This window comes from Streptomyces sp. NPDC059002, assembly GCF_042740435.1.
In the GTDB taxonomy this organism is placed as follows: Bacteria; Actinomycetota; Actinomycetes; order Streptomycetales; family Streptomycetaceae; genus Streptomyces.
This window is the reverse complement of the sequence record NZ_JBHYJI010000035.1, coordinates 51977-76665: the sequence shown is the minus strand read 5'-3', so window position 1 is coordinate 76665 and position 24689 is coordinate 51977. Positions and strand designations below refer to the sequence as shown.

General features: G+C 71.8%; 22 protein-coding genes. 14 read left to right on the top strand and 8 right to left on the bottom strand.

Annotated elements, in window-relative coordinates; translation table 11 throughout:
* Nucleotides 1-14 precede the first annotated feature (14 nt).
* Entirely contained in the window at nucleotides 15-1835 is a 1821-nt protein-coding gene (locus ACFWZ2_RS27710; protein WP_384550157.1) for a phosphatidylglycerol lysyltransferase domain-containing protein, read from the bottom strand.
* Nucleotides 1836-2084: 249 nt separating this feature from the next.
* On the opposite strand from ACFWZ2_RS27710, the gene ACFWZ2_RS27705 reads away from it, so the two are divergent.
* Nucleotides 2085-3203, top strand: a complete 1119-nt coding sequence (locus tag ACFWZ2_RS27705; RefSeq protein WP_384550155.1) for an alpha/beta hydrolase — start codon at nucleotides 2085-2087, stop codon at nucleotides 3201-3203.
* 27 nt (nucleotides 3204-3230) lie between these two features.
* Here ACFWZ2_RS27705 and ACFWZ2_RS27700 read toward each other — a convergent pair whose 3' ends face one another.
* On the bottom strand, nucleotides 3231-4379 hold the full coding sequence (locus tag ACFWZ2_RS27700; protein ID WP_384550153.1) for an ABC transporter ATP-binding protein: 1149 nt from the start codon (nucleotides 4377-4379) through the stop codon (nucleotides 3231-3233).
* Nucleotides 4380-4537: 158 nt separating this feature from the next.
* On the opposite strand from ACFWZ2_RS27700, the gene ACFWZ2_RS27695 reads away from it, so the two are divergent.
* The 4 genes from ACFWZ2_RS27695 to ACFWZ2_RS27680 all read left to right on the top strand — a co-directional run bounded on the left by ACFWZ2_RS27695 (nucleotide 4538) and on the right by ACFWZ2_RS27680 (nucleotide 8567).
* A complete protein-coding gene (locus ACFWZ2_RS27695) occupies nucleotides 4538-5266 on the top strand; it encodes an ABC transporter permease (protein WP_384550151.1) in 729 nt (242 codons plus the stop codon).
* Nucleotides 5263-5949 (top strand): ABC transporter permease, encoded by a 687-nt coding sequence (locus ACFWZ2_RS27690; protein WP_384550149.1) that lies wholly within the window; start codon nucleotides 5263-5265, stop codon nucleotides 5947-5949. The genes ACFWZ2_RS27695 and ACFWZ2_RS27690 overlap by 4 nt, the downstream gene beginning before the upstream one ends.
* A 67-nt stretch (nucleotides 5950-6016) precedes the next feature.
* Complete coding sequence (locus ACFWZ2_RS27685) at nucleotides 6017-6994, top strand: ABC transporter substrate-binding protein (RefSeq protein WP_384550147.1); 978 nt, start codon at nucleotides 6017-6019, stop codon at nucleotides 6992-6994.
* Between the two features lie 274 nt (nucleotides 6995-7268).
* Nucleotides 7269-8567, top strand: coding sequence for a hypothetical protein (locus tag ACFWZ2_RS27680; protein ID WP_384550145.1), 1299 nt, complete (start codon nucleotides 7269-7271; stop codon nucleotides 8565-8567).
* 118 nt (nucleotides 8568-8685) lie between these two features.
* Here ACFWZ2_RS27680 and ACFWZ2_RS27675 read toward each other — a convergent pair whose 3' ends face one another.
* A complete protein-coding gene (locus ACFWZ2_RS27675; RefSeq protein ID WP_384550199.1) occupies nucleotides 8686-10002 on the bottom strand; it encodes a PH domain-containing protein in 1317 nt (438 codons plus the stop codon).
* Between the two features lie 35 nt (nucleotides 10003-10037).
* Nucleotides 10038-10547 (bottom strand): PH domain-containing protein, encoded by a 510-nt coding sequence (locus ACFWZ2_RS27670; RefSeq protein WP_384550144.1) that lies wholly within the window; start codon nucleotides 10545-10547, stop codon nucleotides 10038-10040.
* 64 nt (nucleotides 10548-10611) lie between these two features.
* Here ACFWZ2_RS27670 and ACFWZ2_RS27665 point away from each other — a divergent pair, with 64 nt between their 5' ends.
* The gene (locus ACFWZ2_RS27665; protein ID WP_384550142.1) at nucleotides 10612-11775 is read left to right on the top strand and encodes an NADH-quinone oxidoreductase subunit D; all 1164 of its coding nucleotides are present in this window, start codon (nucleotides 10612-10614) and stop codon (nucleotides 11773-11775) included.
* Here the strand turns inward: ACFWZ2_RS27665 and ACFWZ2_RS27660 are convergent.
* Nucleotides 11740-12774: an SAM-dependent methyltransferase gene (locus ACFWZ2_RS27660; RefSeq protein ID WP_384550140.1), complete on the bottom strand. Its 1035-nt coding sequence runs from the start codon at nucleotides 12772-12774 to the stop codon at nucleotides 11740-11742. The genes ACFWZ2_RS27665 and ACFWZ2_RS27660 overlap by 36 nt on opposite strands.
* Before the next feature lie 106 nt (nucleotides 12775-12880).
* On the opposite strand from ACFWZ2_RS27660, the gene ACFWZ2_RS27655 reads away from it, so the two are divergent.
* Nucleotides 12881-14083 (top strand): sensor histidine kinase, encoded by a 1203-nt coding sequence (locus ACFWZ2_RS27655; RefSeq protein WP_384550139.1) that lies wholly within the window; start codon nucleotides 12881-12883, stop codon nucleotides 14081-14083.
* Between the two features lie 50 nt (nucleotides 14084-14133).
* Nucleotides 14134-14805: a response regulator gene (locus tag ACFWZ2_RS27650; RefSeq protein ID WP_384550137.1), complete on the top strand. Its 672-nt coding sequence runs from the start codon at nucleotides 14134-14136 to the stop codon at nucleotides 14803-14805.
* Here ACFWZ2_RS27650 and ACFWZ2_RS27645 read toward each other — a convergent pair.
* The gene (locus ACFWZ2_RS27645; protein ID WP_384550135.1) at nucleotides 14802-15959 is read right to left on the bottom strand and encodes a serine hydrolase domain-containing protein; all 1158 of its coding nucleotides are present in this window, start codon (nucleotides 15957-15959) and stop codon (nucleotides 14802-14804) included. The genes ACFWZ2_RS27650 and ACFWZ2_RS27645 overlap by 4 nt on opposite strands.
* Before the next feature lie 178 nt (nucleotides 15960-16137).
* Nucleotides 16138-17244, bottom strand: coding sequence for a DUF5937 family protein (locus ACFWZ2_RS27640; protein WP_384550133.1), 1107 nt, complete (start codon nucleotides 17242-17244; stop codon nucleotides 16138-16140).
* 318 nt (nucleotides 17245-17562) lie between these two features.
* Here ACFWZ2_RS27640 and ACFWZ2_RS27635 point away from each other — a divergent pair, with 318 nt between their 5' ends.
* Nucleotides 17563-17808: a hypothetical protein gene (locus ACFWZ2_RS27635; RefSeq protein ID WP_384550131.1), complete on the top strand. Its 246-nt coding sequence runs from the start codon at nucleotides 17563-17565 to the stop codon at nucleotides 17806-17808.
* On the opposite strand, the gene ACFWZ2_RS27630 is transcribed toward ACFWZ2_RS27635, so the two are convergent.
* Nucleotides 17765-18982 (bottom strand): threonine aldolase family protein, encoded by a 1218-nt coding sequence (locus tag ACFWZ2_RS27630; RefSeq protein ID WP_384550129.1) that lies wholly within the window; start codon nucleotides 18980-18982, stop codon nucleotides 17765-17767. The genes ACFWZ2_RS27635 and ACFWZ2_RS27630 overlap by 44 nt on opposite strands.
* A gap of 146 nt (nucleotides 18983-19128) precedes the next feature.
* Between ACFWZ2_RS27630 and ACFWZ2_RS27625 the strand changes: the two genes are divergently transcribed.
* From ACFWZ2_RS27625 to ACFWZ2_RS27605, 5 genes are read left to right on the top strand one after another with little or no spacing between them, the layout of a single operon-like run.
* Nucleotides 19129-20067: a Rossmann-like and DUF2520 domain-containing protein gene (locus tag ACFWZ2_RS27625; protein ID WP_384550127.1), complete on the top strand. Its 939-nt coding sequence runs from the start codon at nucleotides 19129-19131 to the stop codon at nucleotides 20065-20067.
* On the top strand, nucleotides 20064-21068 hold the full coding sequence (gene panC, locus ACFWZ2_RS27620) for a pantoate--beta-alanine ligase (RefSeq protein WP_384550125.1): 1005 nt from the start codon (nucleotides 20064-20066) through the stop codon (nucleotides 21066-21068). Before ACFWZ2_RS27625 ends, panC begins: the two co-directional genes overlap by 4 nt.
* A gap of 19 nt (nucleotides 21069-21087) precedes the next feature.
* The gene (locus tag ACFWZ2_RS27615; protein WP_384550124.1) at nucleotides 21088-22803 is read left to right on the top strand and encodes an L-aspartate oxidase; all 1716 of its coding nucleotides are present in this window, start codon (nucleotides 21088-21090) and stop codon (nucleotides 22801-22803) included.
* A 2-nt stretch (nucleotides 22804-22805) separates the two neighbouring features.
* Nucleotides 22806-23795: a carboxylating nicotinate-nucleotide diphosphorylase gene (gene nadC / locus ACFWZ2_RS27610; protein WP_384550122.1), complete on the top strand. Its 990-nt coding sequence runs from the start codon at nucleotides 22806-22808 to the stop codon at nucleotides 23793-23795.
* Nucleotides 23795-24601: a type III pantothenate kinase gene (locus ACFWZ2_RS27605; RefSeq protein WP_384550121.1), complete on the top strand. Its 807-nt coding sequence runs from the start codon at nucleotides 23795-23797 to the stop codon at nucleotides 24599-24601. The genes nadC and ACFWZ2_RS27605 overlap by 1 nt, the downstream gene beginning before the upstream one ends.
* Nucleotides 24602-24689 lie beyond the last annotated feature (88 nt).

Here is a 24689-nt window from a genome sequence, read left to right as displayed (position 1 = left end):
CGGACAAGGCCGGATTACGCCGCCTGGACCTCACGCTCCGTGGCCTGGTGCGGGCAGGGGCGGCGCTGCGGGGTGCCCCTGCGGAGGAAGCGGGGCAGCGCGAAGGTGACGAAGCCCTCGGCCTGCATCGCGGCGAAGCCGATGCGGGGCAGGTCCTTGCTGGAGCGGTAGACGACGAAGCGGGGCTCCCAGCGGGGGCGGAACTTCGCGTTGAACTTGTACAGGGACTCGATCTGGAACCAGCGGGACAGGAAGACGAGCAGGCCGCGCCAGGCGCGCAGGACCGGGCCCGCGCCGATCTTCTCGCCGCGGGCGAGGGCCGCGCGGAACATCGCGAAGTTGAGGGACACGCGCGCGATGCCGAGCTTCGGGGCGGCCTGCAGGGCGGCCACGATGAGCAGCTCGTTCATGCCGGGGTCGGCGGAGCGGTCGCGGCGCATGAGGTCGAGGGAGACGCCGTCCTTGCCCCAGGGGACGAAGTGCAGGACGGCCTTCAGGTCGCCGTAGGCGCCCGGCTCCTCGTCGGCCTTGTGGGCGGTGGCGATCAGACAGTCGCCGTCGTTCGGGTCGCCGATGCGGCCGAGCGCCATGGAGAAGCCGCGCTCGGTGTCGGTGCCGCGCCAGTCGTCGGCGGCCCGCTGGATCCTGGCGAGCTCGTGTTCGCCGAGGTCACGGATGCGCCGTACGCGGGTCTCGTAGCCATTGCGCTCGATCCGCTTGACCATCTGGCGTACGTTGCGCATCGCACGCCCGGACAGGGAGAAATCCGCGACGTCCACCACCGCCTCGTCACCCAGTTCGAGCGCGTCGAGGCCGGTCTCGCGGGTCCAGACCTCGCCGCCGGTCTCGGAGCAGCCCATGACGGCGGGCGTCCAGGAGTGGGCCTTGGCCTCGTCCATGAAGCGCTCGATCGCGCCGGGCCAGGCCTCGACGTCGCCGATCGGGTCGCCGCTGGCGAGCATCACTCCGGAGACGACGCGGTAGGTGACGGCGGCCTTGCCGCTGGGGGAGAAGACGACGCCCTTGTCGCGGCGGAGCGCGAAGTGGCCGAGCGAGTCGCGGCCGCCGTGCTTGTCGAGCAGCGCGCGCAGCTTCGTCTCGTCGTCCTCGGTGAGCCGTGCGGCCGGGTGCTCGGGGCGGAAGGCCAGGTAGATGGTGGTGAGCGCGGTCAGCATGCCGAGGGCGCCGAGGGAGAAACCAACGGTCCAGGACGTGCGTCCGTAGTAGTCGACCGGGCCTTCGAAGCCGAAGAGCCCGTACAGGACGTGTGCCAGGCGCTCCGTGATGCTCGGGTCCCCGATGACCTTCCCGGGGTGGGCGCTGACGATCACCAGGCCGAGGAGGATCGAGCCTGCTCCGAGGAGGACGAAATTGGCCAGTGCGCGCCAGCGGCTGCGCGGGTCGGGCAGGGCCGTGAACTCACTCCGATGGCGCAACAGCAGGGCGAGGAGCGCGAGCGAGATCACCACGCCGATCACGGAGTGCCGGTACGCGAACTGCGCCACGGCCCCCGCGGGCAGCAGCACCACGGCGGCCCGCCAGGCCCGTCGCTTGTGGCGGCGCAGGCCGTGGCCGAGCAGGAGCAGCAGGATGCCGGAGCTGAGGGCGAGGGCGGCGGCGAAGGGGCCGAGCGCGCCCGGCAGGACCTCGGCGATGGCGTGCATGCGGCTGTGCCGGAAGCGGGGGAAGACGCCCGCCGCCACGTTCAGGAGCCCTACGATCATGCAGGCTCTGGCGACGAGGGTCGGCACGGCCTCCGGGCGCGGTCCGCGCAGTACCCGGCGGAGCCGGCCGTCACGGTGGTGCTCCTCACCCCTCGGAACCCCACCCGACATTTCCCCATCTATCCTGACAGACATCGCATCCCGTAGTTCTGCGAGAGAGCTTGAATCCGGTGCCAAAACGGCATCCGGCACCATTGCGCCCTCTAGGACGGTCCTTCTGGGAGACGGGTTCATTCCCGACCGGAAAACCGGAGGAAATACTCCGGCAAGGGCCAGCAAGGTCAAGGTACGGGTTCGGTACGGGTCCGGTAAGCCACGGCAAGTCCGGGCAAAGGCAGAAAGTGCAGGCAGGAACACCCCATGGGACTCACGAGCAACAAGGTCCTCGCGCTTGCGGTCTTGCTGGCCGTACTGCTGTTCGTCGGCACGATCTGGCTCTGGCCGAGGCTCGCACGACAGTCCTGGAAGGCGATCACCGGGCGGGTCGGGCTGCTGATCGCCACCCAGATAGCGATCTTCGCCTCGGTCGGCCTCTCCGCCAACCAGGCGTTCGGCTTCTACGCCACGTGGGCCGACCTCTTCGGCCAGGAGACGAGCCCCGGGGTGGTGGTGGACCACGACCCCGCCAAAGGGGAGGGTCCCGTAAAGGTCCTCGACACCCAGTCGGTGAACGTGCCCGGCGGCGGCAGGCCCGCCACCGGCGGCCAGATCCAGAAGATCGACATCGGGGGCCGGGCGTCGAACATAGCCAGCCCCGCCTACGTGTACCTGCCGCCCGAGTACTTCCAACCGCAGTACAAGAACCGCAAGTTCCCCGCGTCCGTGGTCCTCACCGGCTACCCGGGCACCGCGGAAGCCCTCATCAAGGGCCTGCACTACCCGCAGACCGCCCACCGGCAGGCCGCCCAGGGCAAGATGCAGCCGATGATCCTGATCATGCTGCGGCCGACCGTGGCACCGCCCAGGGATACCGAGTGCGTGGACATCCCCGGCGGCCCGCAGACCGAGACGTTCTTCGCCAAGGACCTGCCCAGCGCGATTTCGGGGCACTACAGGGTGGGCACCAAGGCCGACAACTGGGGCATCATCGGCGACTCCACGGGCGGCTACTGCGCCCTGAAGCTCGCCATGCACCACCCCGACAAGTACGCCGCGGGCGCCGGTCTCTCCGCGTACTACAAGGCTCCCATCGACGTCACCACGGGCGATCTCTTCCACGGTGACAAGGAGTTGGAGCAGCGCGCCGACCTGAACTGGTACCTGGAGCACATGCCGCCGCCCAAGACCTCCCTGCTGGTGAGCAGCAGCAAGAAGGGCGAGAGCAACTACCACGACACCTTGAAGTTCATCGACAAGGTGAAGGCGCCCACACGGATCTCGTCGATCACGCTCGACAGCGGCGGGCACAACTTCAACACCTGGCGCAGGGAGATCCCGGCGACGCTGCAGTGGATCAGCGGGCGGCTGAGCGACAACTGAGCGCGGTGCGCCGCCGGGTGGGATCCGTCACACCTGGGTGACCGTCTCCAGCTCGACCTCGTCGCGCGCGATGTCGCGCGCGTCGGCCGCCGTGGAGCGCCGCAGCGCCTCGTGCAGCCTGGCCGGGGTGAGCACCCCGAGGAAGCGGCCCTCGCTGTCCTTGTCGATGACCGCGATCCACCCCGCGTCGTGCTGCAGCATCGTCGCGAACGCCTGCTTCAGGCTCGCGCCGACCGGGAGCCACGCCTCCATGCGGCGCGCGTGCTCGCGGACCGTGCCGCTCTCCACGCGCGCGTGCTCGGCGGAGATCCAGCCGTGCAGGTTGTTCTCGCGGTCCAGGACGACGGCCCAGCGGGCGTCGAGCTCCTTGGGCAGCGGGTCGTCGAGGTGCACCACGGGCGGCTGCTCCAGGTCGCCCTCCTCGATCGGTGTCACGGAGAGCCGCTTCAGGCCGCGGTCCGCGCCGACGAAGTCGGCCACGTAGTCGTTCGCGGGGGCGCCCAGGACCGTCGAGGGGGTGTCGAACTGCTCGATGCGGCCGTGGCCGTAGACGGCGATGCGGTCGCCGAGGCGGACCGCCTCCTCGATGTCGTGCGTGACGAAGAGCACGGTCTTGCGTACGGCCTGCTGGAGGCGGAGGAACTCGTTCTGGAGGTGCTCGCGCACCACGGGGTCGACAGCGCCGAACGGCTCGTCCATCAGGAGCACCGGCGGATCGGCGGCCAGGGCGCGGGCCACCCCGACGCGCTGGCGCTGGCCGCCGGAGAGCTGCTCGGGGTAGCGGTCGCCGAACACGGAGGGGTCGAGGCCGACCAGGTCGAGGAGTTCGGCGGCGCGCTCGCGGGCCTTGCCGCGCTTGACGCCCAGGAGGTGCGGGACGGTCGCGGTGTTCTCCAGGACCGTCTTGTGCGGGAAGAGGCCGACCTGCTGGATCACATAGCCGATGCGGCGCCGGAGTTGGACCGGGTCGATGCCGGATATGTCCTCGCCGTCGACGAATATCCGGCCCTCGCTCGGCTCGATGAGCCGGTTCACCATCTTCATCGTCGTGGTCTTGCCGCAGCCGGACGGGCCGACGAGCGTGACCAGTTCACCCTCGGCGACCTCGAAGGACAGATCGTCGACGGCTGTGGTGCCGTCCGCGTACCGCTTGGTGACGTGCTCGAACCGGATCATGATTCCCCATTGTGGCGGGCGGTGGCGGGCTTTGCGTGAAGGCCGTGTTGCGGCCGTACAACGAGTCTCGGCGATTGTCAGTGCCTCGCGTTAGGGTCGCCAGACACGGGGGGACGTGTGTGCGGCATACGTCCGGGGATTCGGGGGAGGTGGGGCGCGTGGCGAAGCAGAACTGTCTGGTGACGAACGACTGGATCTGCGGGGAATATCTCCGCACCCGCAGCCAGGAGTTGATCGACGCGACGCTGCAGCACGTCGGGATCACGCTCGCCTCGGTGGCGATCGGTGTCGCGGTGTCCCTGCCGCTCGCGCTGCTCGCGCGGCGCTGGCGCTTCCTCGCGGGGCCGATCCTCGGCGTGACGACCGTGCTGTACTCGATCCCTTCGCTGGCGATGTTCTCGCTGCTCCTGCCCTTCTTCGGGCTTTCGGTCTCGCTGGTCGTCACGGGCCTCGTGCTGTATTCGCTCACCGTCCTTGTGCGGAACATCCTGGCGGGCCTGCAAGCCGTCCCCGACGAGGCACGGGACGCCGCGAAGGGCATGGGGTACGGCCCGCTGAGACTGCTGTGGGAGGTGGAGCTGCCGCTCGCGCTGCCCGCCCTGCTCGCCGGTGTCCGCATCACCACGGTCTCCACCGTCGCCCTGACGACCGTCGGCGCCATCGTGGACTACGGCGGCCTCGGCACCCTGATCCTCGACGGCCTCGACACGACCTTCAAGGCCCAGGTGCTCACGGCATCGGTGCTCTGCGTGCTCCTCGCCGTCGTCGCGGACCTGCTGCTGCTCGGGCTCCAGCGCTGGCTGACGCCGTGGACGAGGGTCCATCGCATACGTACGAGCCGGGCGTCGCGCAAGGCGGCCGTGGCCAAGGTGGCTGAACCTGCATGAACGCGATCACCGGTGCGTACGACTGGCTGACCACGGGTGCCAACTGGCAGGGCGAGAAGGGGGTGTGGCACCGCCTCGCCGAGCATCTGTACTTCAGCGGGGTCTGCCTCGCGGTCGCCTGCCTGATCGCGCTGCCTCTTGCGCTCTGGCTCGGCCACATCGGCAAGGGCGGCGCCCTCGCGGTCAACATCTCGAACGTCGGCCGCGCGGTGCCCACGCTGGCCCTGCTGATCCTGCTCACGCTCACCCCGCTCGGGGAGCACGGCGATCTGCCGACGCTGATCGCCCTCGTGCTCTTCGCGGTGCCGCCGCTGCTGACCAACGCCTACCTCGGGATGCGCGAGGTGGACCGGTCCGTGGTGGAGGCGGCGCGGGGGATGGGCATGAGCGGCGGCCAGCTGTTCGCGCGGGTCGAGCTGCCCCTCGCGTACCCGCTGATCATGACCGGCGTACGGTCCGCGGGAGTGCAGGTCGTCGCGACGGCCACGCTCGCCGCGATGGCCGGCGAGGGAGGCCTCGGCCGGATCATCACGGCCGGGTTCAACCTGCAGAACACGCCCCAAGTGGTCGCGGGCGCCCTCCTGGTGGCGCTGCTCGCGCTGCTCGTGGAGGCGGTTCTCGTCGTGGTCGGGTGGCTCTTCGACCCCCGCCGGGGGACACGGTCCACTGCGGCCGTCCGGTGAGGACCGCGGCCCTTCGTGGCCTTCGGCGGTCCGGTTCTCTGATTCCTTTCGAAATGGTGGTTCACCGATGAACAGCACAACGCGTCGCGCGCGACGGATGGCAGGGGCGGCCGCGGTCGTCGTGGCCCTGACCGCGGGGCTGGCCGCGTGCGGCGGGGACAGCCTGGAGGACGACGGCAAGGGGGCGGACAAGGCGGGCGGTGACAAGAAGGGCTCGCTGGTGGTGGGTTCGGCGCGGTTCACCGAGCAGAAGGTGCTCGCCGAGCTCTATGTGGGTGTCCTTGCGGATGCCGGTTATGACGCGCAGGTCAAGACCGTGCAGAACCGCGAGATCTACAAGCCCGAGTTGAAGAAGGGCTCGATCGACATCGCGCCCGAATACGCGGCCACGCTCGCGGAATTCCTCAACCTCGAGAAGAACGGGCCGAGGGCGAAGACCGTCGCGTCCAGTGATCTCGACGCCACGGTGGACGCTCTGGAGAAGCTCGCCGATCCGCAGGGCCTGAAGGTGCTTCCGGCCGGTGCGGCGGTCGACCAGAACGCGTTCGCGGTCTCCAAGGAATACGCCGACAAGCACAAGCTCAAGACGCTCTCGGATCTCGGCAAGTCGGGTGAGAAGGTCAGGATCGCGGCGGGCGACGAATGCGAGACCCGGCCGTTCTGCGCGCCGGGCCTGAAGAAGAAGTACGGCATCGACGTCGCGGGAATCGACCCCAAGGGTGTCGGCACCACGCAGTCCAAGCAGGCCGTCAAGAACGGCACGGACCAGCTGGTGCTGACCACGACGACCGACGCGACGCTGAAGAACTACGACCTCGTGATCCTCGAGGACGACAAGAAGCTGCAGAACGCGGACAACATCCTTCCCGTCGTGAACGCCAAGGAGGCGGGCGACAAGGACATAGCCGCCGCACTCGCGAAGCTGACCAAGACGCTCACCACGGAAGACCTCATCGAACTCAACCGGAAGGTCGACGAGGAGCGTCAGAAGGAAGTGGATGTCGCGAAGGAGTATCTGGAGTCGAAGGGTCTGATCGGGAAGTAGGACCCGATCCAGAAGTGGATCATGAAACGCCCGGGAAGTTCCGTGGCCGAAGCGGAAGTTGACCGCTGAAGCAAAGCGGAGGAGGGGTGGGGAGTTGTGGCGAGTTACGGTTGTGGCACCGGCATTTTGGCGGCCGGGGCACCAGACTTCGCCTACGCGCGGTAAGTTTCTGGCCATGCCACGTGGACGTCACCGCCATTCCCCACCCCTGCACAGGCTGCTTCCTCCCTCGACGGTCGCAGGCGTTTCTGTTCTCTGCGCCGGCGGCGCCTGGATGTTCGCGGAACCGGTCGTGCTCCGCGGGCTCGTCGCGGCCGCGGCCGCCGCTGCCGTCGTCGGCTCGGTCGTCATGCGCCGCTGGGACCAGCAGGCCGGCAAACGCGTCGCCGAACTCGGCCGGGCCCGGGCGAGCGACGAGTGGCGTTACGAGGAACGGATAGCCGAGGCCGAGTCCGACCTCGAGGAGTCCCGCGAGCTGCGCGGCAAGCTGGAGACGAAGCTGCGCGCCAAGCGGGCCGAGCTGGCCGCCCTGCGCAACGAACACGCCGCGCTCCTGCGGCGGTACGCCACCGCGGAGACCGAGCGGGCCAGCGCCCTCGAAGGGCGGCGGCTGCTCGCCATAGAGGCCTCGTCCGCGACCCCCGCACTGCCGCCCGCCGACGCCGAGGACCTGGTGCCCGGCGCGGTCGACCTGGTCCCCGCGGTGCGCGCGGGGGCACCGGGAACGGGTGGGCGCACGGGGGCTGTTCCGGGGTCGGGCGAGGCGGGTGCCTCGCGGGACGCGCAGGCTGGACAGGGTACGCGGGCCGCGTCGGCTGGACAGGCTCCGCAGGGCGCGCAGGCTCCGCAGGCTCCGCAGGCTCCGCAGGCCCCGCAGGCCGGGCAGGCCCCGCAGGCCGGGCAGAACGCGCAGGCCCCGCAGGCCGCCGGGCAGGACAAGCTGGCCGCCGGGCAGGACAAGCTGGCCGCGCAGGCCGACCAGGACGTTCAGGACCCCGCCGCGTCGCGCGGCACTCAGGACGCCGAAGCCACTCGGGCCACTCAGTCCACTCCGCCCACCCAGACCCCCACGCCCGCCGTACGCCCGGGCGCGAGCCCCACCCCCTCGCTCTTCCAGCGGGCCAACGCGGCGCTCGACCGCCTGGCACCGCGCTCACGCACGAGCGCCGCGCCGGAATCCGCGGGACCCGCCGAAGCGGAAGCGGACGCGGCGCAGGAAGGCGGCGACGCGCGGGGGAATTCCGGGGCGGCCGACGGGTACGGCGGGCACGAGCGCGCGGTCGCCGTCGCGCCGCCCGTGCAGGCGCGGCGCCCGGTGCCCCAGGGCGGCTTCGACTTCTTCGGCACGAAGAGCGCGGCACCTGCCGCGCTGGAGTCCGTGCAGAACGAGGACCTCGCCGACGTGGTGGGCGAGGAGGCCCTCGCGGTCCACAAGGCCGAGACGGAGGCGGAGTTCAAGGACGCGCCCGAGGGCGACGCCGAGCGCGGCGTGGGTCAGGTCATCGACCTGACGGCCCATGACGAGACCGAGCAGATCGACGTGGCGGGGCTGCGGACGGCCCTGCGGGCGTAGGCACTGCCGCTGGGTGGGGCGGTTCGGGGGCCGTCGGGTGCCGGTCGGTTGTGGCTGGTCGCGCAGCTCCCCGCGCCCCTTACGGGGCTGTCGCGCAGCCCCGCGCCCCTTACGGGGCTTACGAAGCCATCCAGCGCTCCGGCGTCGCCTCCCTGCGGCCCGTTCGTGAACGGTCCGCCTGGGACTGGAGGAGTTCCACCGCCTCGTCGGCCGGGCGCAGCCGCGCCGAGACCGTCTTGCTGGCCCCCGTGTCCACCCGCACGTCGGCCACGCCCTTGTGGCGCTCCCAAGGGCCCTGCGAGAGCCGCACGCTCTGGACCTTGGCGTGCGGGACGAGCGAGAGGCGGCGCTTGAGCAGCCCGTGGCGCGCGGCGAAGACCGTGTCGGTGACGGCGAGGCCGTAACCCTTCCACCACACCGGCAGGCACCACGCCGCGCGCGCGGGCGGCCGCGACAGCTCGGCGGGCTCGGGCACCCGCACGCCCGGCAGGATCCGCCCGATCACCGACTCCGCGAGTTCGCGCGGCGCGACCGGCACCAGGACGCCGTTGTCCGAGCCCGCCACGTCGAGTTCCACCCGCACCCAGCCGAACCGCCGCCACAGCAGCGGCTGCACGATGTGCACCGTCTGCACGCGCCCCGGCGGCACCGTCTCGTGCGCCTTGTCGAGCAGCCCGTGGTCGATGCGCAGTCCGTCGGGGGACTCGCCCACCGTCCAGTCGTACTCCCCGATGAATCGCCCCGCGCTGCTGGCGAACGCGCCGCCCAGCATGGGCAGTCCGGTCGCGAGGACCGTCCACAGGTTGTGCGTGACGTACCAGAGGAAGGACGGCACGACGATCGCGGCGATGAGCATCACCCAGGGCCCGCCGGTCAGGATCAGCGAGAGGGCGAGCATCCGCGGCTGCACGTGCAGCAGGTTCCGCACGGGCGCCTCGCCGGCCTCGCGGGCCTCGTCGGGAGCGAATCCGGCGGCCCGCGCGAGAAGTTCGGCGCGCAGCGCGACGGCCTCCTTCTCGCCGAGATAGGCCAGCTCGTCCTTGTCCTCGGTGCCGACGACGTCGAGTTTCAGCTTGGCGACACCGGCCATGCGGCCGAGGAGCGGCCGTGTCACGTCGACGGCCTGGAGCCGGTCTAGCCGGATGTGGGCGGTGCGCCGGAAGAACAGGCCGGTGCGGATGCGCAGTTCGGTGTCGGTGACCGCGAAGTGCGTGAACCACCAGCTCAGGAAGCCGTAGACGGACCCGCCGACGAGGACGACGGCGAGGCCCGCGAACAGCTGTGCCACGGGGAGCTGGGTGACGCGCTGCTGGGTGCCGTTCGGATCGTGGACCGCCCAGCCCACCACGACCGCGAAGGGCGCCCACGCGCGGCGCAGCGGCGTGATGGGATGCAGCCGCCGCTCCTGCACCGCTCCGCCGTCTCCGTCGCCCACGGAGCGGTCTTCGTCCGCCGCTTCTCGTACGTCGTTCACAGCCCCGCCGATCGGGCCTCGCCGAGCTCGGTCAGCCGGTCGCGCAGCCGCTCGGCCTCTTCGGGGAGCAGGCCGGGGATGCGCGCGTCGGTGGCGGCCGCCGCGGTGTGCAGCTGCACGCCCGCGAGCCCGAAGTACCGCTCCACGGGGCCCGAGGTCACCTCGACGAGCTGCATGCGGCCGTACGGCACGACGGTCTCCTCGTGCCAGAGCACGCCCCGGCTGATGAGCAGGTCGTCGGCGCGCTCGGCATAGCGCCACGAGCGCCAGTTCCGCCCCAGCATCGGCCAGCCCCACGCCACGAGGGCGAGCGGCAGCAGCGCGAAGAGCGCCCAGGCAGGACCTGCGAACAGGCCGAGCAGCACGCCGACGGCCACCGCGATCGGCACGAACCAGACCACCAGCAGGAGCCGCCGCATCTTCAGGAGTCCCCGCGGCAGCCCGTTCCACACCGGCTCCGTCTGCGTCCCCGCTGGTCCTGCGGGCCCCGCCATCCCCGTTTCCATGCCTCAAGCGTACGTATGCCCGCCGACAGCCGCGTACGAGAAGCGCGTGCGAGACACTGTGCGCATGAGTCCCACGACGGAGACCACCACGGAGACCACGCTCGGCATCGGCGGCGCTGCGGAGAGCACCGACATGGTGCTCAACATCGGCCCCCAGCACCCGTCCACGCACGGCGTGCTCCGCCTGCGCCTCGTCCTCGACGGCGAGCGCATCCAGCACGCGGAGCCGGTCATCGGCTATATGCACCGCGGTGCGGAGAAGCTCTTCGAGGCGCGGGACTACCGGCAGATCGTGATGCTGGCCAACCGCCACGACTGGCTCTCGGCGTTCTCGAACGAGCTGGGTGTGGTGCTGGCCGTCGAGCGGATGCTCGGCATGGAGGTCCCCGAGCGCGCCGTGTGGATGCGCACGCTGCTCGCCGAGCTGAACCGGGTCCTCAACCACCTGATGTTCCTCGGCTCCTACCCCCTCGAACTGGGCGGCATCACCCCGGTGTTCCACGCGTTCCGCGAGCGCGAGGAGCTCCAGAACGTGATGGAGGAGATTTCCGGCGGCCGCATGCACTACATGTTCAACCGCGTCGGCGGCCTCAAGGAGGACCTGCCCGCCGGATGGGCCTCCCGCGCGCGTGGGGCGGTCGCTTCGGTGCGTTCGCGCATGGACGTGTACGACCGTCTGGTGCTCGGCAACGAGATCTTCCGGGGCCGCACGCGCGGCGTAGGCGTCCTCACCCCGGAGGCGGTGCACGCCTACGGAGTGAGCGGTCCCATCGCGCGTGCCTCCGGAGTCGACTTCGACCTGCGCCGTGACGAGCCCTACCTCGCGTACGGCGAACTCCAGGACACCCTGAAGGTCGTCACGCGTCAGGAGGGCGACTGCCTGGCCCGCTTCGAGTGCCTCCTGGAGCAGACCCACAACGCCCTGGACCTCGCGGACGCCTGCCTCGACCGGCTCGCCGACCTTCCGCAGGGCCCGATCAACCAGCGCCTCCCGAAGGTCCTCAAGGCGCCCGAGGGCCACACGTACGCGTGGACGGAGAACCCGCTCGGCATCAACGGCTACTACCTCGTCAGCAAGGGCGAGAAGACCCCGTACCGACTGAAGCTGCGCTCCGCCTCGTACAACAACATCCAGGCCCTGGCCGAACTGCTCCCCGGCCAGCTGGTCGCGGACATGGTGGCGATCCTGGGATCACTCTTCTTCGTGGTCGGCGACATCGACAAGTAGGGCCGCTTCCAGGGGTACGCCGACGGGCTGAAGCAGCCACCCGAAGTCCCCGAGCCCGCCGGGCGCGGTCAGTTCCGCGGCCTCTCCCGCGCGCGTGAGGGCGCGTACGTACGCCGCGGGGTCGCTGGAGGCCAGGGACAGCGGCGGGCGGCCGCCGCTCACCCCCAGCGCGCCGAGCGCCGCCCGCTGGGTGAGCAGCGCGGCCCCGTCGAGCGCGCACGCGTCCAGCGCCACATGGGCGGTGATGTCGCACGTGCCGTCCGGCACCGGTGTCGTCTCGCGGCCCGCGCGAAAGCCCGTGAGGGTCCCGAAGGGCGGGCGCCGGTCGCGCCGGTGGGCGTAGTCCACGGCGACCGCGAGGCCGCGCGCGAGCGTCCCCACCGCCGCCGCCCATGCCTGGTCGCGGGGGCGGCCGATCTCCGCGCGCAGCCCCGGCTCGGGGTCCAGCGGCCACCAGCGTGCGAGCCACTCGGCGTCCGGGCCCTCGACGGGACCGCCCGGCGACTCGGTGCCGTCGTCGTGCACGAGGACGTGGTGCGGCGTTCCGTCGGCGGCGACCTCGGCGACGTCCAAGGGGACGTTGTCCAGCCATTCGTTGGCGAAGAGCAGGCCCGTGACGCCTGCCGGGGGAGCGGCCCGCCACTCGACGCGCGGGTCGAGCCCCGCAGGGCGCTCGGCGCGTTCCACGGCGTACGCACGCACGCGTGCCGCCACATCGGCGGGCAGCGCGGCCAGGACGCCCGCCGTCAGCTCGCCGCGGCCCGCGCCCATGTCCACGAAGGCCAACTCGTCCGGGTGGTCGAGGGCCGCGTCCAGGCGACGCAGGAGCAGCGCCACGGCGGCCGTGTAGAGGGGCGAGGCGTGCACGGACGTGCGGAAGTGTCCCGCGGGTCCTTCGGGGCGCCGGTAGAAGCCGTCGGGGCCGTACAGGGCCTCCTGCGCCGCCGCGCGCCAGCCGCGCGGGGGCGGTGCGGGGTCCCGCTGTTCGTCGTTCGTCACAGCCCGCAGGCTAAGCGGGCCTCCACCTTGGGGAGTACATGTGCCCGACAGGGATCGGACCTTCGGTTGACCCCGGGGTGCCGTGGGGCTGCCTACGCTGGGTTACGTGCAGCGCCTCTATGACTTCCTCCGCAGACACCCGACGTGGGTCGACGGCTTTTGGGGCCTCGTCCTGCTCGGGATCTCCGGGATCGGTCTGGTCGCCATGGCCGAGGGCAACAGCCGCGATCCGCGGGCCGCCGCGATCCCCGTGGCCCTGGGCCTGTCCCTGGTGATCGCGCTGCGCCGCCGGGCGACCGAGAAGATGCTGGTGCTCGCCGCCGTCATCGGTTTCCTCCAGTTGGTCTTCGACGTGGAGACGATGCCCGCGAACTTCGCGATGCTGGTGATCATCTACACCGCGGCGGCCGACGCCGAGCGGTGGGCGTCGCGGCTCGCGCTGATCGGCGGTCTGTGCGCGGCACCGCTCTCGATGATGCGCTGGCCCGCGGAGAACGCGGGCGCCTTCGGGAACGTCCTCTTCACGATCTTCCAGATGGTGCCCTTCGCGCTGGCCTGGGTGCTCGGCGACTCCATCCGCACCCGGCGGGCCTATCTCGCCCAGCTGGAGGAGCGCGCCGACCGTCTGGAGAAGGAGCGGGAGGCGCAGTCCAAGGTCGCGGTCGCGGCCGAGCGGGCCCGTATCGCCCGCGAGCTGCACGACGTCGTCGCGCACAACGTCTCGGTGATGGTGGTGCAGGCCGACGGCGCCGCGTACGTCATGGACACCGCGCCCGACCAGGCGAAGAAGGCCCTGGAGACCATCTCGGGCACCGGCAGGCAGGCCCTCGCCGAGATGCGCCGCCTGCTCGGCGTGCTGCGCACCGGGGAGCCCGAGGAGAGCGGCGAGTACGTCCCGCAGCCCGACGTCGAGCAGCTCGACGAGCTCATCGAGCAGGTGCGCACGGCGGGCCTGCCCGTCGACTTCAAGGTCGAGGGCACCCCGCGCCCGCTGCCCAGTGGCGTGGAGCTGACCGCGTACCGCATCGTGCAGGAAGCCCTCACGAACACCCGCAAGCACGGTGGCGAGAACGCCGGTGCGAGCGTGCGCCTCGTCTACTTCGACGACGGCCTCGGGCTGCTCGTCGAGGACGACGGCAAGGGCGCCCCGCACGAGCTGTACGAGGACGGCGGTGCCGACGGCAGCGGGCACGGTCTGATCGGCATGCGCGAGCGCGTCGGTATGGTCGGCGGCACGCTGGACGCGGGACCGCGGCCCGGCGGGGGCTTCCGGATCAGCGCCCTGCTGCCACTCAAGCCCGCACACTGATGTCCGTCGATGACACCTGTCACCGACTCGTTCCCCGAAGGGACCCCTTGATGTCGATCCGCGTGATGCTCGTCGACGACCAGGTGCTGCTGCGCACCGGGTTCCGGATGGTGCTCGCCGCCCAGCCGGACATGGAGGTCGTCGCGGAGGCGGGCGACGGTGTCGAGGCGCTGGAGGTGCTGCGCGCGACCAAGGTCGACGTGGTGCTGATGGACGTGCGCATGCCGAAGCTCGACGGCGTGGAGACCACCCGGCGCATCTGCCAGGGCGCCAACCCCCCGAAGGTGCTGATCCTGACCACCTTCGACCTCGACGAGTACGCCTTCTCGGGGCTGAAGGCGGGGGCGTCCGGCTTCATGCTCAAGGACGTGCCTCCGGGGGAGCTGCTCGCCGCGATCCGCTCGGTGCACAGCGGTGACGCGGTGGTCGCACCGTCCACGACACGACGCCTCCTCGACCGCTTCGCACCCATGCTGCCGAACGCCGGCGGGCAGCCCCAGCACAAGCAGCTGGAGCGCCTGACGGAGCGCGAGCGCGAGGTGATGATCCTGGTCGCGCAGGGCCTGTCGAACGGCGAGATCGCGGCGCGGCTCGTCCTGTCGGAGGCGACCGTGAAGACCCACGTCGGCCGGATCCTGACGAAGCTGGATCTACGGGACCGGGTGCAGGTGGTGGTGCTCGCCTATGAGACGGGCCTGGTGCGCGCCGGGGGCGGGGCCTAGGACTCGCAGAGGGCCTTGTCCACGACGCTGTCGACGTGGTTCATGACGGCCTTGTCGTACGGCTGGGTGGTCACCGCGACGTTGGCGGCGCGGCCCTTGGTGGTGGCGCCGCCCCGGGTCTCGTATCCCGTGGTGCTGCCGCCGTGGCCCCAGTAGACGCCGCCGCACGACAGCGGCTTGCTGACGAGCCCCAGTCCGTAGCGGGCGCCCGGGCCGAAGTAGTCGGCCTTGACGGTGGTCTTCATCTGGGCGAGCTGGGCCTCCTGGAGGAGGTCACCGGCCAGGAGCGCGCCGTAGAACCGGTTGAGGTCGGAGTTGGTGGAGATCATCTGGCCTGCCGACCAGCCCCAGGAGGGGTCGTACTCCGTGACGTCGAGCGGGGCGCCCGTCGCGTCCTTGTCGTAGCCCTTGGGGTGGGCTTCCCGGATGGTCGTGTCTCCGGGGGCGGGGAAATACGTGTGGCGCAGCCCGAGGGGCCGGATGATGCGCCGGTCGATCTCCTCGGCGACGGTGCGGTGCGTGATCTTCTCGATGAGCATGCCTGCCAGCACGTAATTGGTGTTGCTGTACTCCCACTTCTTCCCCGGGACGAAGTCCGCCTTGTGCGCGAGGGCGCGGTCGAGGAGCTCGCGCGGGGTGTAGTACCGGGGTTCGTCGTCGAGGTACTTGACGTAGTTGGGCAGCCCGCTGGTGTGCTGGAGGAGCTGGCGGACGGTGATGATGTTTCCGTCGATGCCCTCACCGCGGACGAGGCCGGGCAGGTAGGTGTCGACCGTGGCGTCGAGCTCGACCTTCCCCTCGCCGACCAGCTGCAGCACGACGACCGAGGTGAACGCCTTGGTGTTGCTGCCGATCCGCACCTGTCCGTCCCTGGGCACCTTTGAGCCGGTGGCCAGGTCGCCGACGCCCGCGGTGTACGTACGGGTGTGGCCCTTGCGGTCCTTGACGCTCGCCAGCGCGGCGGGCACGCCGTCGTCGTGCACCAGGGAGTTCAGGCCCTGCCGGACGCTGTCGGGCCGGTGGGCGGCGGAGGCCGCGGGCTGGCCCAGGACGCCGATCGCCATCACGCCGAGGGCCACCGCGGGCACGACTCTGCGCCGGACGCTCCGCCGCCGTCCGGTGGGACGGAACTTCTGCCATGCCTGATCGCGCACGAGCCAACTCCTACGGAGACGGTGGGAATCCGGCAGCTCCGCCGGACGTGCCCAGCATGTCCGCCCGTGATCACCCGGGGCGATCCTGCTACCCGCCGGGCTCCAAGTAGGGCTAACCCCCGGTACCTTCGTCCGGGGTCCGCCCGGGGTCCCAGGACTCGCTGGCCCCGTGGAGCGCTCAGCGCAGGACGCCCTCGATGAAGTCGCTGCCGAGCCGGGACACCACGCTGATGTCCAACTGGTGCTGCACATAGCGCCCGCGGCGGCGCGTGGTCACCAGGCCCGCCTTCTTCAGGACGGTCAGGTGCCGGGATATCTCCGGGGCCGTCATGCCGTGCGCGTCGGCCAGCTCGCTCGTGGTGTACGCCCCGCGCGCGAGGTGACGGCACAGGCGCATCCGCACCGGGTGGGCGAGCGCGGACATGCGGCGGGTCAGCTGCTCCACGGTGGGCGGCGAGGTGAGGCCGGGGGAGGTGATGGGGTACGTGATCGAGGCCTGCCAGCCCTTGCGGTGCAGCACCCACAGGTGCGGCCAGCCGAGACTGGTCGGAACGATCACCAGGCCGCCCGATCCCGTGGCGGTGCGGCCCACGCTGATCTTGTCGACGGTGATCAGCCGCCCCTCCTCGTCCAGGGACACCGATCCGGACATGGCCTGCAGAGCCTCCGAAAGGCCCTTGCGCCGCAGCAGCTCGGTCTTGTGCCGGGCGTCCGCGGCCAGTTGATGGCTCACGCGGGCCCAGGTGTCGGCGAAGAACGCCTCCTCGCAGTCCTCCAGGAGAGTGCGGAACCACGCGCGGACGGCCGGCGGATCGTCGAGCAGCCGCTTGGTGAAGCGCATCTGGAGCGGGCCGCGGGCGGCGGCCAGGTCCAGGGCGCGCTGCCGCACGACGGGGTCGGACAGGAGCTTGCGGTCCGGCTCCGCGTACGTCGACTGGCAGGTGAACTCCAGGGCCGCGTCCACGAATTGCTCGTCGGTCAGCTTGTCCAGCTGGTCGAGCTCCTCGGCGAGCGTGGCCCCCGGGAGCGCGTTCTGCCCGGGGAGACCGGCGAACGGCGTGAACACGTCCGAGAACGTCGTGCGCCACAGGAAGTCGGCCTCGCACATGCGGTCCGCGAGGCAGGGGTCCAGGCGCGTCGACACGGCCGTCGCCCAGCCCTGGAGCCCCGGGTGGTGACCCGGCTCGGACAGCGCGTGCAGCGCCATGCCGAGCTCGGCCAGGGGCGAGGGCATGACATGGATCCGCTCCGGGGGCAGCCCGCTGATGTCGATGCTCACGCTCATGTCCCCATGGTGCACCGCGCCACTGACAGCGCCGCCGTCGATTGACGACCGCCGTCAATCGACGCGACGGGGGAGGGGGCGCGGGAGCAGGCTGTGGTCATCGGGCAGAGCGCGGCAGCGTCGCCGCGGCGGACGACCCGATCTCCCGGACCCGGGGCGCCCGCCCCATCCCGGCCCTGTTCCTCATCCCTGTCTCCGCCCTGCTCCCACCCCTTTGCCGTCCCGTTCCCACCCAGCTCCCGCCCCGCTCCGAACACCTGCGACCAGTGGGCCCTTCAGTGTCCGTTAAGTACCATTTATTACGAGAGGCGATCCATCATGAGCGTCACCCAGCAGTACCTGCTCGACACCTACCGAGCCGCCCAGCACGGCCAGCCGGCGCCGCCCGCGCCCGGACAGCAGGACTGGCAGGTCGTCCGCGAAGTCCGCGACTACGGCCGCTTCCGCGCCGTCGTCCAGGAACGCCCCGCCCGCGGCAGGCTCCGCGCCGCCCTGGCCAGGCTCGCCCACGGCGGCCGCCTCACCCGGGGATCCGTCGCACGAACTCCGCGACCGCTTCCTTGACGTCGTCGGCCGTCCACTCCAGGCCCGCCTCGGTCACGGTGACCTCCGTGACCGCGAGGCCGGGCGGTCCCTCGGAGAACCAGCGCCCGAAGAGCAGGGTCTTGGTCTCCTCCGCCTGACCGAGACCGGCCTCGGTCAGCACCTCGGGCTCGTACGGCAGCCAGACCTGGAACTGATGGGTGTGCGGCTGCTCGGGGTGCACGCGCGACCAGGGCACCCCGGCGGCCGCGAACCCCTCGCGCAGCGCCTCGGCGACCACGCGCGCGTGGGCGACGTACTCGGGCAGCCGGGGCAGCGTGTTCTTCAGGCCGAGGAGCGCGGAGACGATGGCCGGGTACTGCTGGAAGAGCTGGCCCCCGTAGCGGTGGCGCCACACCCTCGCCTCCTCGACGAGTGTGCGCGGACCGGCGAGCGCGGCGCCGCTCAGCCCTTCAAGGGACTTGTAGAACGACACGTACACGCTGTCGGCGAGCCCGGCGATCTCCGTGAGGGGGTGGCCGAAGTGCGCCGTGCTCTCCCACAGGCGGGCCCCGTCGAAGTGCACGACCGCGTCCCGTTCGCGGGCCGCCGCCACGACCTCCTCCAGCTCCTCCCAGGTCGGCAGGACGTAACCGGCGTCCCGGAGCGGCAGTTCGAGCATCAGCGTCCCGAACGGCTCCCCGTGCTCGCGCACTTCGTCCGCCGTCGGCATCCGGCGTTCGTGCGTCGGGTGCACCGTGCGCAGCCCGCTCACCACGGAAAGGGCGTCCTCTTCGTGGAGTTGGGGATGCGACATGGGGTGCAGGGCGACGGTCGCGTTCCCGGTGCGCCCCGCCCAGCAGCGCAGGGCGACCTGCTGGGCCATCGTGCCGGTCGGGAAGAAGGCCGCTGCCTCCTTGCCGAGCAGGCCGGCGACCTGCTCCTCCAGGGTGGCGACGATGGCGTCGCCGTACATGTCCGGGGGGTCGTCGGGCCCGGCCACCTCGGGGGCCGCGGCGGCCAGGGCCGAGAGGCGCTCGGTGAGCGGGAGGTTCAGGGGCAGACGCTGCAGGATCCGCTCGGCGCCCAGCGCGGCGGCACGGCGCCGGGCGCGCTGGGTCGGGTCCTGGTCCTGTTCCTGGTCCGGTTCCTGGTCCCGGTCCTCTTCCCGGTCCGTGTCCTGGGGGCGCCCGCGTTCCGCGTCGTTGGCAGTCATCCCCCGAGCATGGCCCGTCCGTCGCCACCGGTCACATGAATAGTCACAGCCTGTGGACAGCGGAAGACGCGGCGCCAAGCAATCGCGTTAGCATGACGAGAAATCGTCCGGTACCCCGAGCGGACTGGAACGGAAGGCGTCATCGCGTGAACGCATCGCATCAGCCAGACCCGCGGGACCGGCCCGCGAGGCTCACCGTGGGAGTCGTGGGAGCGGGCCGTGTCGGCCCCGCGCTCGCCGCGTCGCTGCAGCTCGCCGGGCACCGCCCGGTGGCCGCGTCCGGAGTGTCCGACACCTCCGTACGACGCGCCGCCGTCATGCTGCCCGACGTCCCCCTCGTGCCGCCCGCCGAGGTCCTCGACCGCGCCGACCTGGTGCTCCTGACCGTCCCCGACGACGCCCTGCCCGGCCTCGTCGAGGGCCTCGCGGAGACCGGCGCCGTGCGCCCGGGCCAGCTGCTCGTGCACACCTCGGGGAGGTACGGCACCAAGGTCCTCGAGCCCGCGCTGCGGGCCGGTGCCCTGCCGCTCGCGCTGCACCCCGCCATGACGTTCACCGGCACCCCCGTGGACGTACAGCGCCTGGCCGGGTGTTCCTTCGGAGTGACCGCCCCCGAGGAGCTGCGGCTCGCCGCTGAGGCCCTGGTCATCGAGATGGGCGGCGAGCCCGAGTGGATCGCCGAGGAGAACCGCCCGCTCTACCACGCGGCCCTCGCGCTCGGCGCGAACCACCTGGTCACGCTGGTCGCCGAGTCCATGGAGCTGCTCCGTGACGCGGGCGTCGAGGCCCCCGACCGGATGCTCGGCCCGCTGCTCGGCGCCGCCCTCGACAACGCCCTGCGCTCCGGCGACGCGGCGCTCACCGGACCCGTCGCGCGCGGTGACGCGGGCACGGTCGCCGCCCATGTCGCCGAGCTGCGCAAGCACGCGCCGCAGACCGTCGCCGGGTATCTCGCGATGGCCAGGGCCACCGCCGACCGCGCCCTCGCGCACGGCCTGCTCAAGCCGGAGCTCGCCGAGGACCTCCTCGGAGTGCTCGCCAACGGAGCGGGCGGCATCACCGGCGCCGAAGGAGGAAGCCGATGACCACCACCCTCCTGAACACCGCCGAATCCCTGCGCACGCGCGCGCGTGCGGGCCGCCGGGCCGTCGTGATGACCATGGGCGCCCTGCACGACGGGCACGCCTCGCTGATCCGCGCCGCCCGCCGCATCGCGGGGGACGAGGGCGAGGTCGTCGTCACGGTCTTCGTGAACCCCCTCCAGTTCGGCGCGGGCGAGGACCTGGACCGCTATCCGCGCACCCTCGAAGCCGACATCAAGATCGCCGAACAGGCGGGCGCGGACGCCGTGTTCGCCCCCTCCGTGGACGAGGTCTACCCGGGCGGCGAGCCCCAGGTCCGCGTCGGCGCGGGCCCCATGGGCACGGTCCTCGAAGGGGCCACCCGCCCCGGCCACTTCGACGGCATGCTCACCGTCGTCGCCAAGCTGCTGCACCTCACCCGGCCCGACGTGGCGCTGTTCGGGCAGAAGGACGCCCAGCAGCTCGCCCTGATCCGCCGCATGGTGCGCGACCTGAACTTCGACGTGGAGATCGTCGGCGTGCCCACCGTCCGCGAGAGCGACGGCCTCGCGCTCTCCAGCCGCAACCGCTACCTCGCGCCGGACGAGCGCCGCACCGCCCTCGCCCTCTCCCAAGCCCTCTTCGCGGGCCGCGACCGGCATGCCGCGCAGGAGGCCCTGCGCGCGCGTGCCGCCACCGCCCCCGCCACACGCGCGCGTGCCGTCGCCCTGAGCGCCATCGGCGAGTCCCGCGCGGCCGCCGACGCCCACGCGGTCGCCCAGTCCGGTCCGCCCTCCGCGCCCGGCGGCCCCGCGGCCGTCCTCGCAGCTGCCCGGCAGGTCCTCGACGAGGCCGCCCGCCTGCGGCCCCCGCTGGAGCTGGACTATGTGGCGCTGGTCGACCCGGCCGACTTCACCGACGTACGCCCCGGCCACAGCGGCGAGGCCGTCCTCGCGGTGGCCGCCAAGGTCGGCGCCACACGCCTGATCGACAACATCCCGCTGACCTTCGGAGCCACCGTATGAGTGCGAACGGAGCCACCGCATGAGTGCCACCGGAATACGGCTGCACGCCCCCGCCCCCGGCTGGTCCCTGGACGCCGACATCGTGGTCGTCGGCTCCGGAGTGGCCGGGCTCACCGCGGCCCTGCGCAGTTCGGCCGCCGGTCTGAAGACGGTCGTGGTGACCAAGGCCCGCCTGGACGACGGCTCCACGCGCTGGGCCCAGGGCGGCGTCGCCGCGGCGCTCGGCGAGGGCGACACCCCTGAACAGCACCTGGACGACACGCTCGTGGCGGGCGCGGGCCTGTGCGACGAGGCGGCCGTGCGCACCCTCGTCACCGAGGGCCCCGACGCCGTGCGCCGCCTCATCGAGACCGGCGCCCTCTTCGACACCGACGCCGAAGGCGTCATCGAGCTGGGCCGCGAGGGCGGCCACCACCGCCGCCGCATCGTGCACGCGGGCGGCGACGCGACCGGCGCCGAGATCTCCCGCGCCCTGGTCGAGGCCGTCCGCTCGCGCGGCATACCGACCGTCGAGAACGCCCTGGTCCTTGACCTGCTGACCGACGCCGAAGGCCGCACCGCCGGAGTCTCCCTGCACGTCATGGGCGAGGGCCAGCACGACGGAGTGGGCGCCGTGCACGCCCCCGCGGTGGTCCTCGCCACCGGAGGCATGGGCCAGGTCTTCTCCGCGACCACCAACCCGTCCGTCTCCACGGGCGACGGCGTCGCGCTCGCCCTGCGCGCGGGCGCCGAGGTCTCCGACCTCGAATTCGTGCAGTTCCACCCCACGGTGCTCTTCCTCGGCGCGGACGCGGAGGGCCAGCAGCCGCTGGTCTCCGAGGCCGTCCGCGGCGAGGGCGCGCATCTCGTGGACGCCGACGGCGTGCGCTTCATGCTCGGCCAGCACGAGCTCGCCGAGCTCGCGCCCCGGGACATCGTCGCCAAGGGCATCACGCGCCGCATGCTGGAACAGGGCGCCGAGAACATGTACTTGGACGCCCGGCACTTCGGCGCCGACATCTGGGAGCACCGCTTCCCGACGATCCTCGCCGCCTGCCGCGCGCACGGCATCGACCCGCTCACCGAGCCCATCCCGATCGCCCCCGCCGCGCACTACGCCTCCGGAGGCGTCCGCACCGACCTGCACGGCCGCACCACGGTGCCGGGCCTGTACGCGTGCGGAGAGGTCGCCTGCACCGGCGTGCACGGCGCCAACCGCCTTGCCTCCAACTCCCTTCTGGAGGGCCTGGTCTACGCCGAGCGCATCGTCGCCGACATCGTGGCGCGGCACGCGGAGAACGCCCTCCACGCGCGCGTGCCGGCCCCCGTCGCGCAGCCGGAGACGCCCACGCACCCCCTGCTGCCGCCCGAGGCCCGCTTCGCCATCCAGCGCATCATGACCGAGGGTGCCGGAGTGCTGCGCTCCGCCGCCTCCCTCACCGAGGCGGCGGCCCGGCTCGCCCGCATCCACGCCGAGGCCGCGGGCGCGCTCGCCGAGGACGGCAAGACCGCGGAGCCCGGCGTCGACACCTGGGAGACCACCAACCTCCTCTGTGTCGCCCGCGTCCTGGTCGCCGCCGCACAGCGCCGCGAGGAGACCCGCGGCTGCCACTGGCGCGAGGACCACGCCGACCGCGACGACGCGGCCTGGCGGCGCCACATCGTCGTACGCCTGAATCCGGACAGGACGCTGGCGGCACACACGACAGCGACCCCCGACTTCCCTCCGACCCGTCCCAGTCCCCAGGAGCAGTGACCGTGAGCACCCCCGACGACCTCCCCCTCGCCCCGACCGGCGGCGGCTGCGGCGACGCCTGCGGCTGCGGCGGCGACGACGCGTTCGACCCCATGGAGTGCGGCCTCGACCCCACGCTCGCCCAGCTCCTCACCGAGGCGGGCCTCGACCCCGTGCAGGTCGAGGACATCGCGCACATGGCCATCGCGGAGGACCTGGACGGCGGCGTGGACGTCACCACGGTGGCCACCATCCCCGAGGACGCCGTCGCCACCGCCGACTTCGCCGCGCGCGAGGCGGGCACTGTCGCGGGCCTGCGCGTCGCCGAAGCCGTCCTCTCCGTGGTGTGCGAGGACGAGTTCGAGGTCGAGCGGCACGTCGAGGACGGCGACCGCGTCGAGGCGGGCACCGTGCTGCTCAGCGTCACCACCCGCACCCGCGACCTGCTCACCGCCGAGCGCAGCGCGCTCAACATCCTGTGCCGCCTCTCCGGCATCGCGACCGCCACGCGCGCGTGGGCGGACGTTCTGGACGGCACGAAGACGAAGGTCCGCGACACCCGCAAGACGACGCCCGGGTACCGCTCCCTGGAGAAGTACGCGGTGCGCATGGGCGGCGGCGTGAACCACCGCATGTCGCTCTCCGACGCGGCCCTGGTCAAGGACAACCACGTGGTCGCGGCGGGCGGCGTGGAGCAGGCCTTCAAGGCCGTACGCGAGCGGTTCCCCGGTCTGGCCGTCGAGGTCGAGGTCGACACCCTGCACCAGCTGCGCGAAGTCGTGGACGCGGGCGCCGACTTGATCCTCCTGGACAACTTCACGCCGGGCGAGACCGAGGAGGCCGTCGCCATCGTGGCCGGCCGCGCCTTCCTGGAGTCCTCGGGCCGCCTCACGCGGGAGAACGCGCGCGCGTACGCCGAGACGGGCGTCGACTACCTCGCGGTGGGCGCGCTCACCCACTCGTCGCCGATCCTGGACATCGGCCTCGACCTGCGGGAAGCGGTGCGGGACTGATGCTGCTCACCATCGACGTAGGCAATACGCACACGGTCCTCGGCCTCTTCGACGGCGAGGACATCGTCGAGCACTGGCGCATCTCCACCGACGCCCGGCGCACCGCCGACGAACTCGCCGTGCTCCTCAACGGGTTGATGGGCATGCACCCGCTGCTCGGCGAGGAGCTGGGCGACGGCATCGACGGCATCGCGATCTGCTCCACGGTCCCCTCGGTCCTGCACGAGCTGCGCGAGGTCACCAGGCGCTACTACGGAGACGTGCCCGCCGTACTCGTCGAGCCGGGCATCAAGACCGGCGTCCCGATCCTCATGGACAACCCCAAGGAGGTCGGCGCCGACCGCATCATCAACGCGGTCGCGGCGGTCGAGCTCTACGGAGGCCCGGCGATCGTCGTCGACTTCGGCACGGCGACGACCTTCGACGCGGTCTCCGCGCGCGGGGAGTACGCCGGTGGCGTCATCGCCCCCGGCATCGAGATCTCCGTCGAGGCCCTCGGCGTGCGCGGCGCCCAGCTCCGCAAGATCGAGCTGGCCCGGCCGCGCAGCGTCATCGGCAAGAACACCGTGGAGGCCATGCAGGCGGGCATCCTGTACGGCTTCGCGGGCCAGGTCGACGGCGTCGTGAACCGCATGGCGCGCGAACTGGTGGGCGCGGGCGGCGACCCCGACGACGTGACGGTGATCGCCACGGGCGGCCTCGCCCCCATGGTGCTCGGCGAGGCCTCGGTCATCGACGAGCACGAGCCGTGGCTGACGCTGATCGGGCTCCGCCTCGTCTACGAGCGGAACGTGTCCCGCAGCTGACGGGACCGCCCTCCGAAGGTTCACCACCCCGAAGGGCCACCACCCCGAAGGCCGCACCGAAGGGCAAACCCGCCCCGAAGGGCACGCG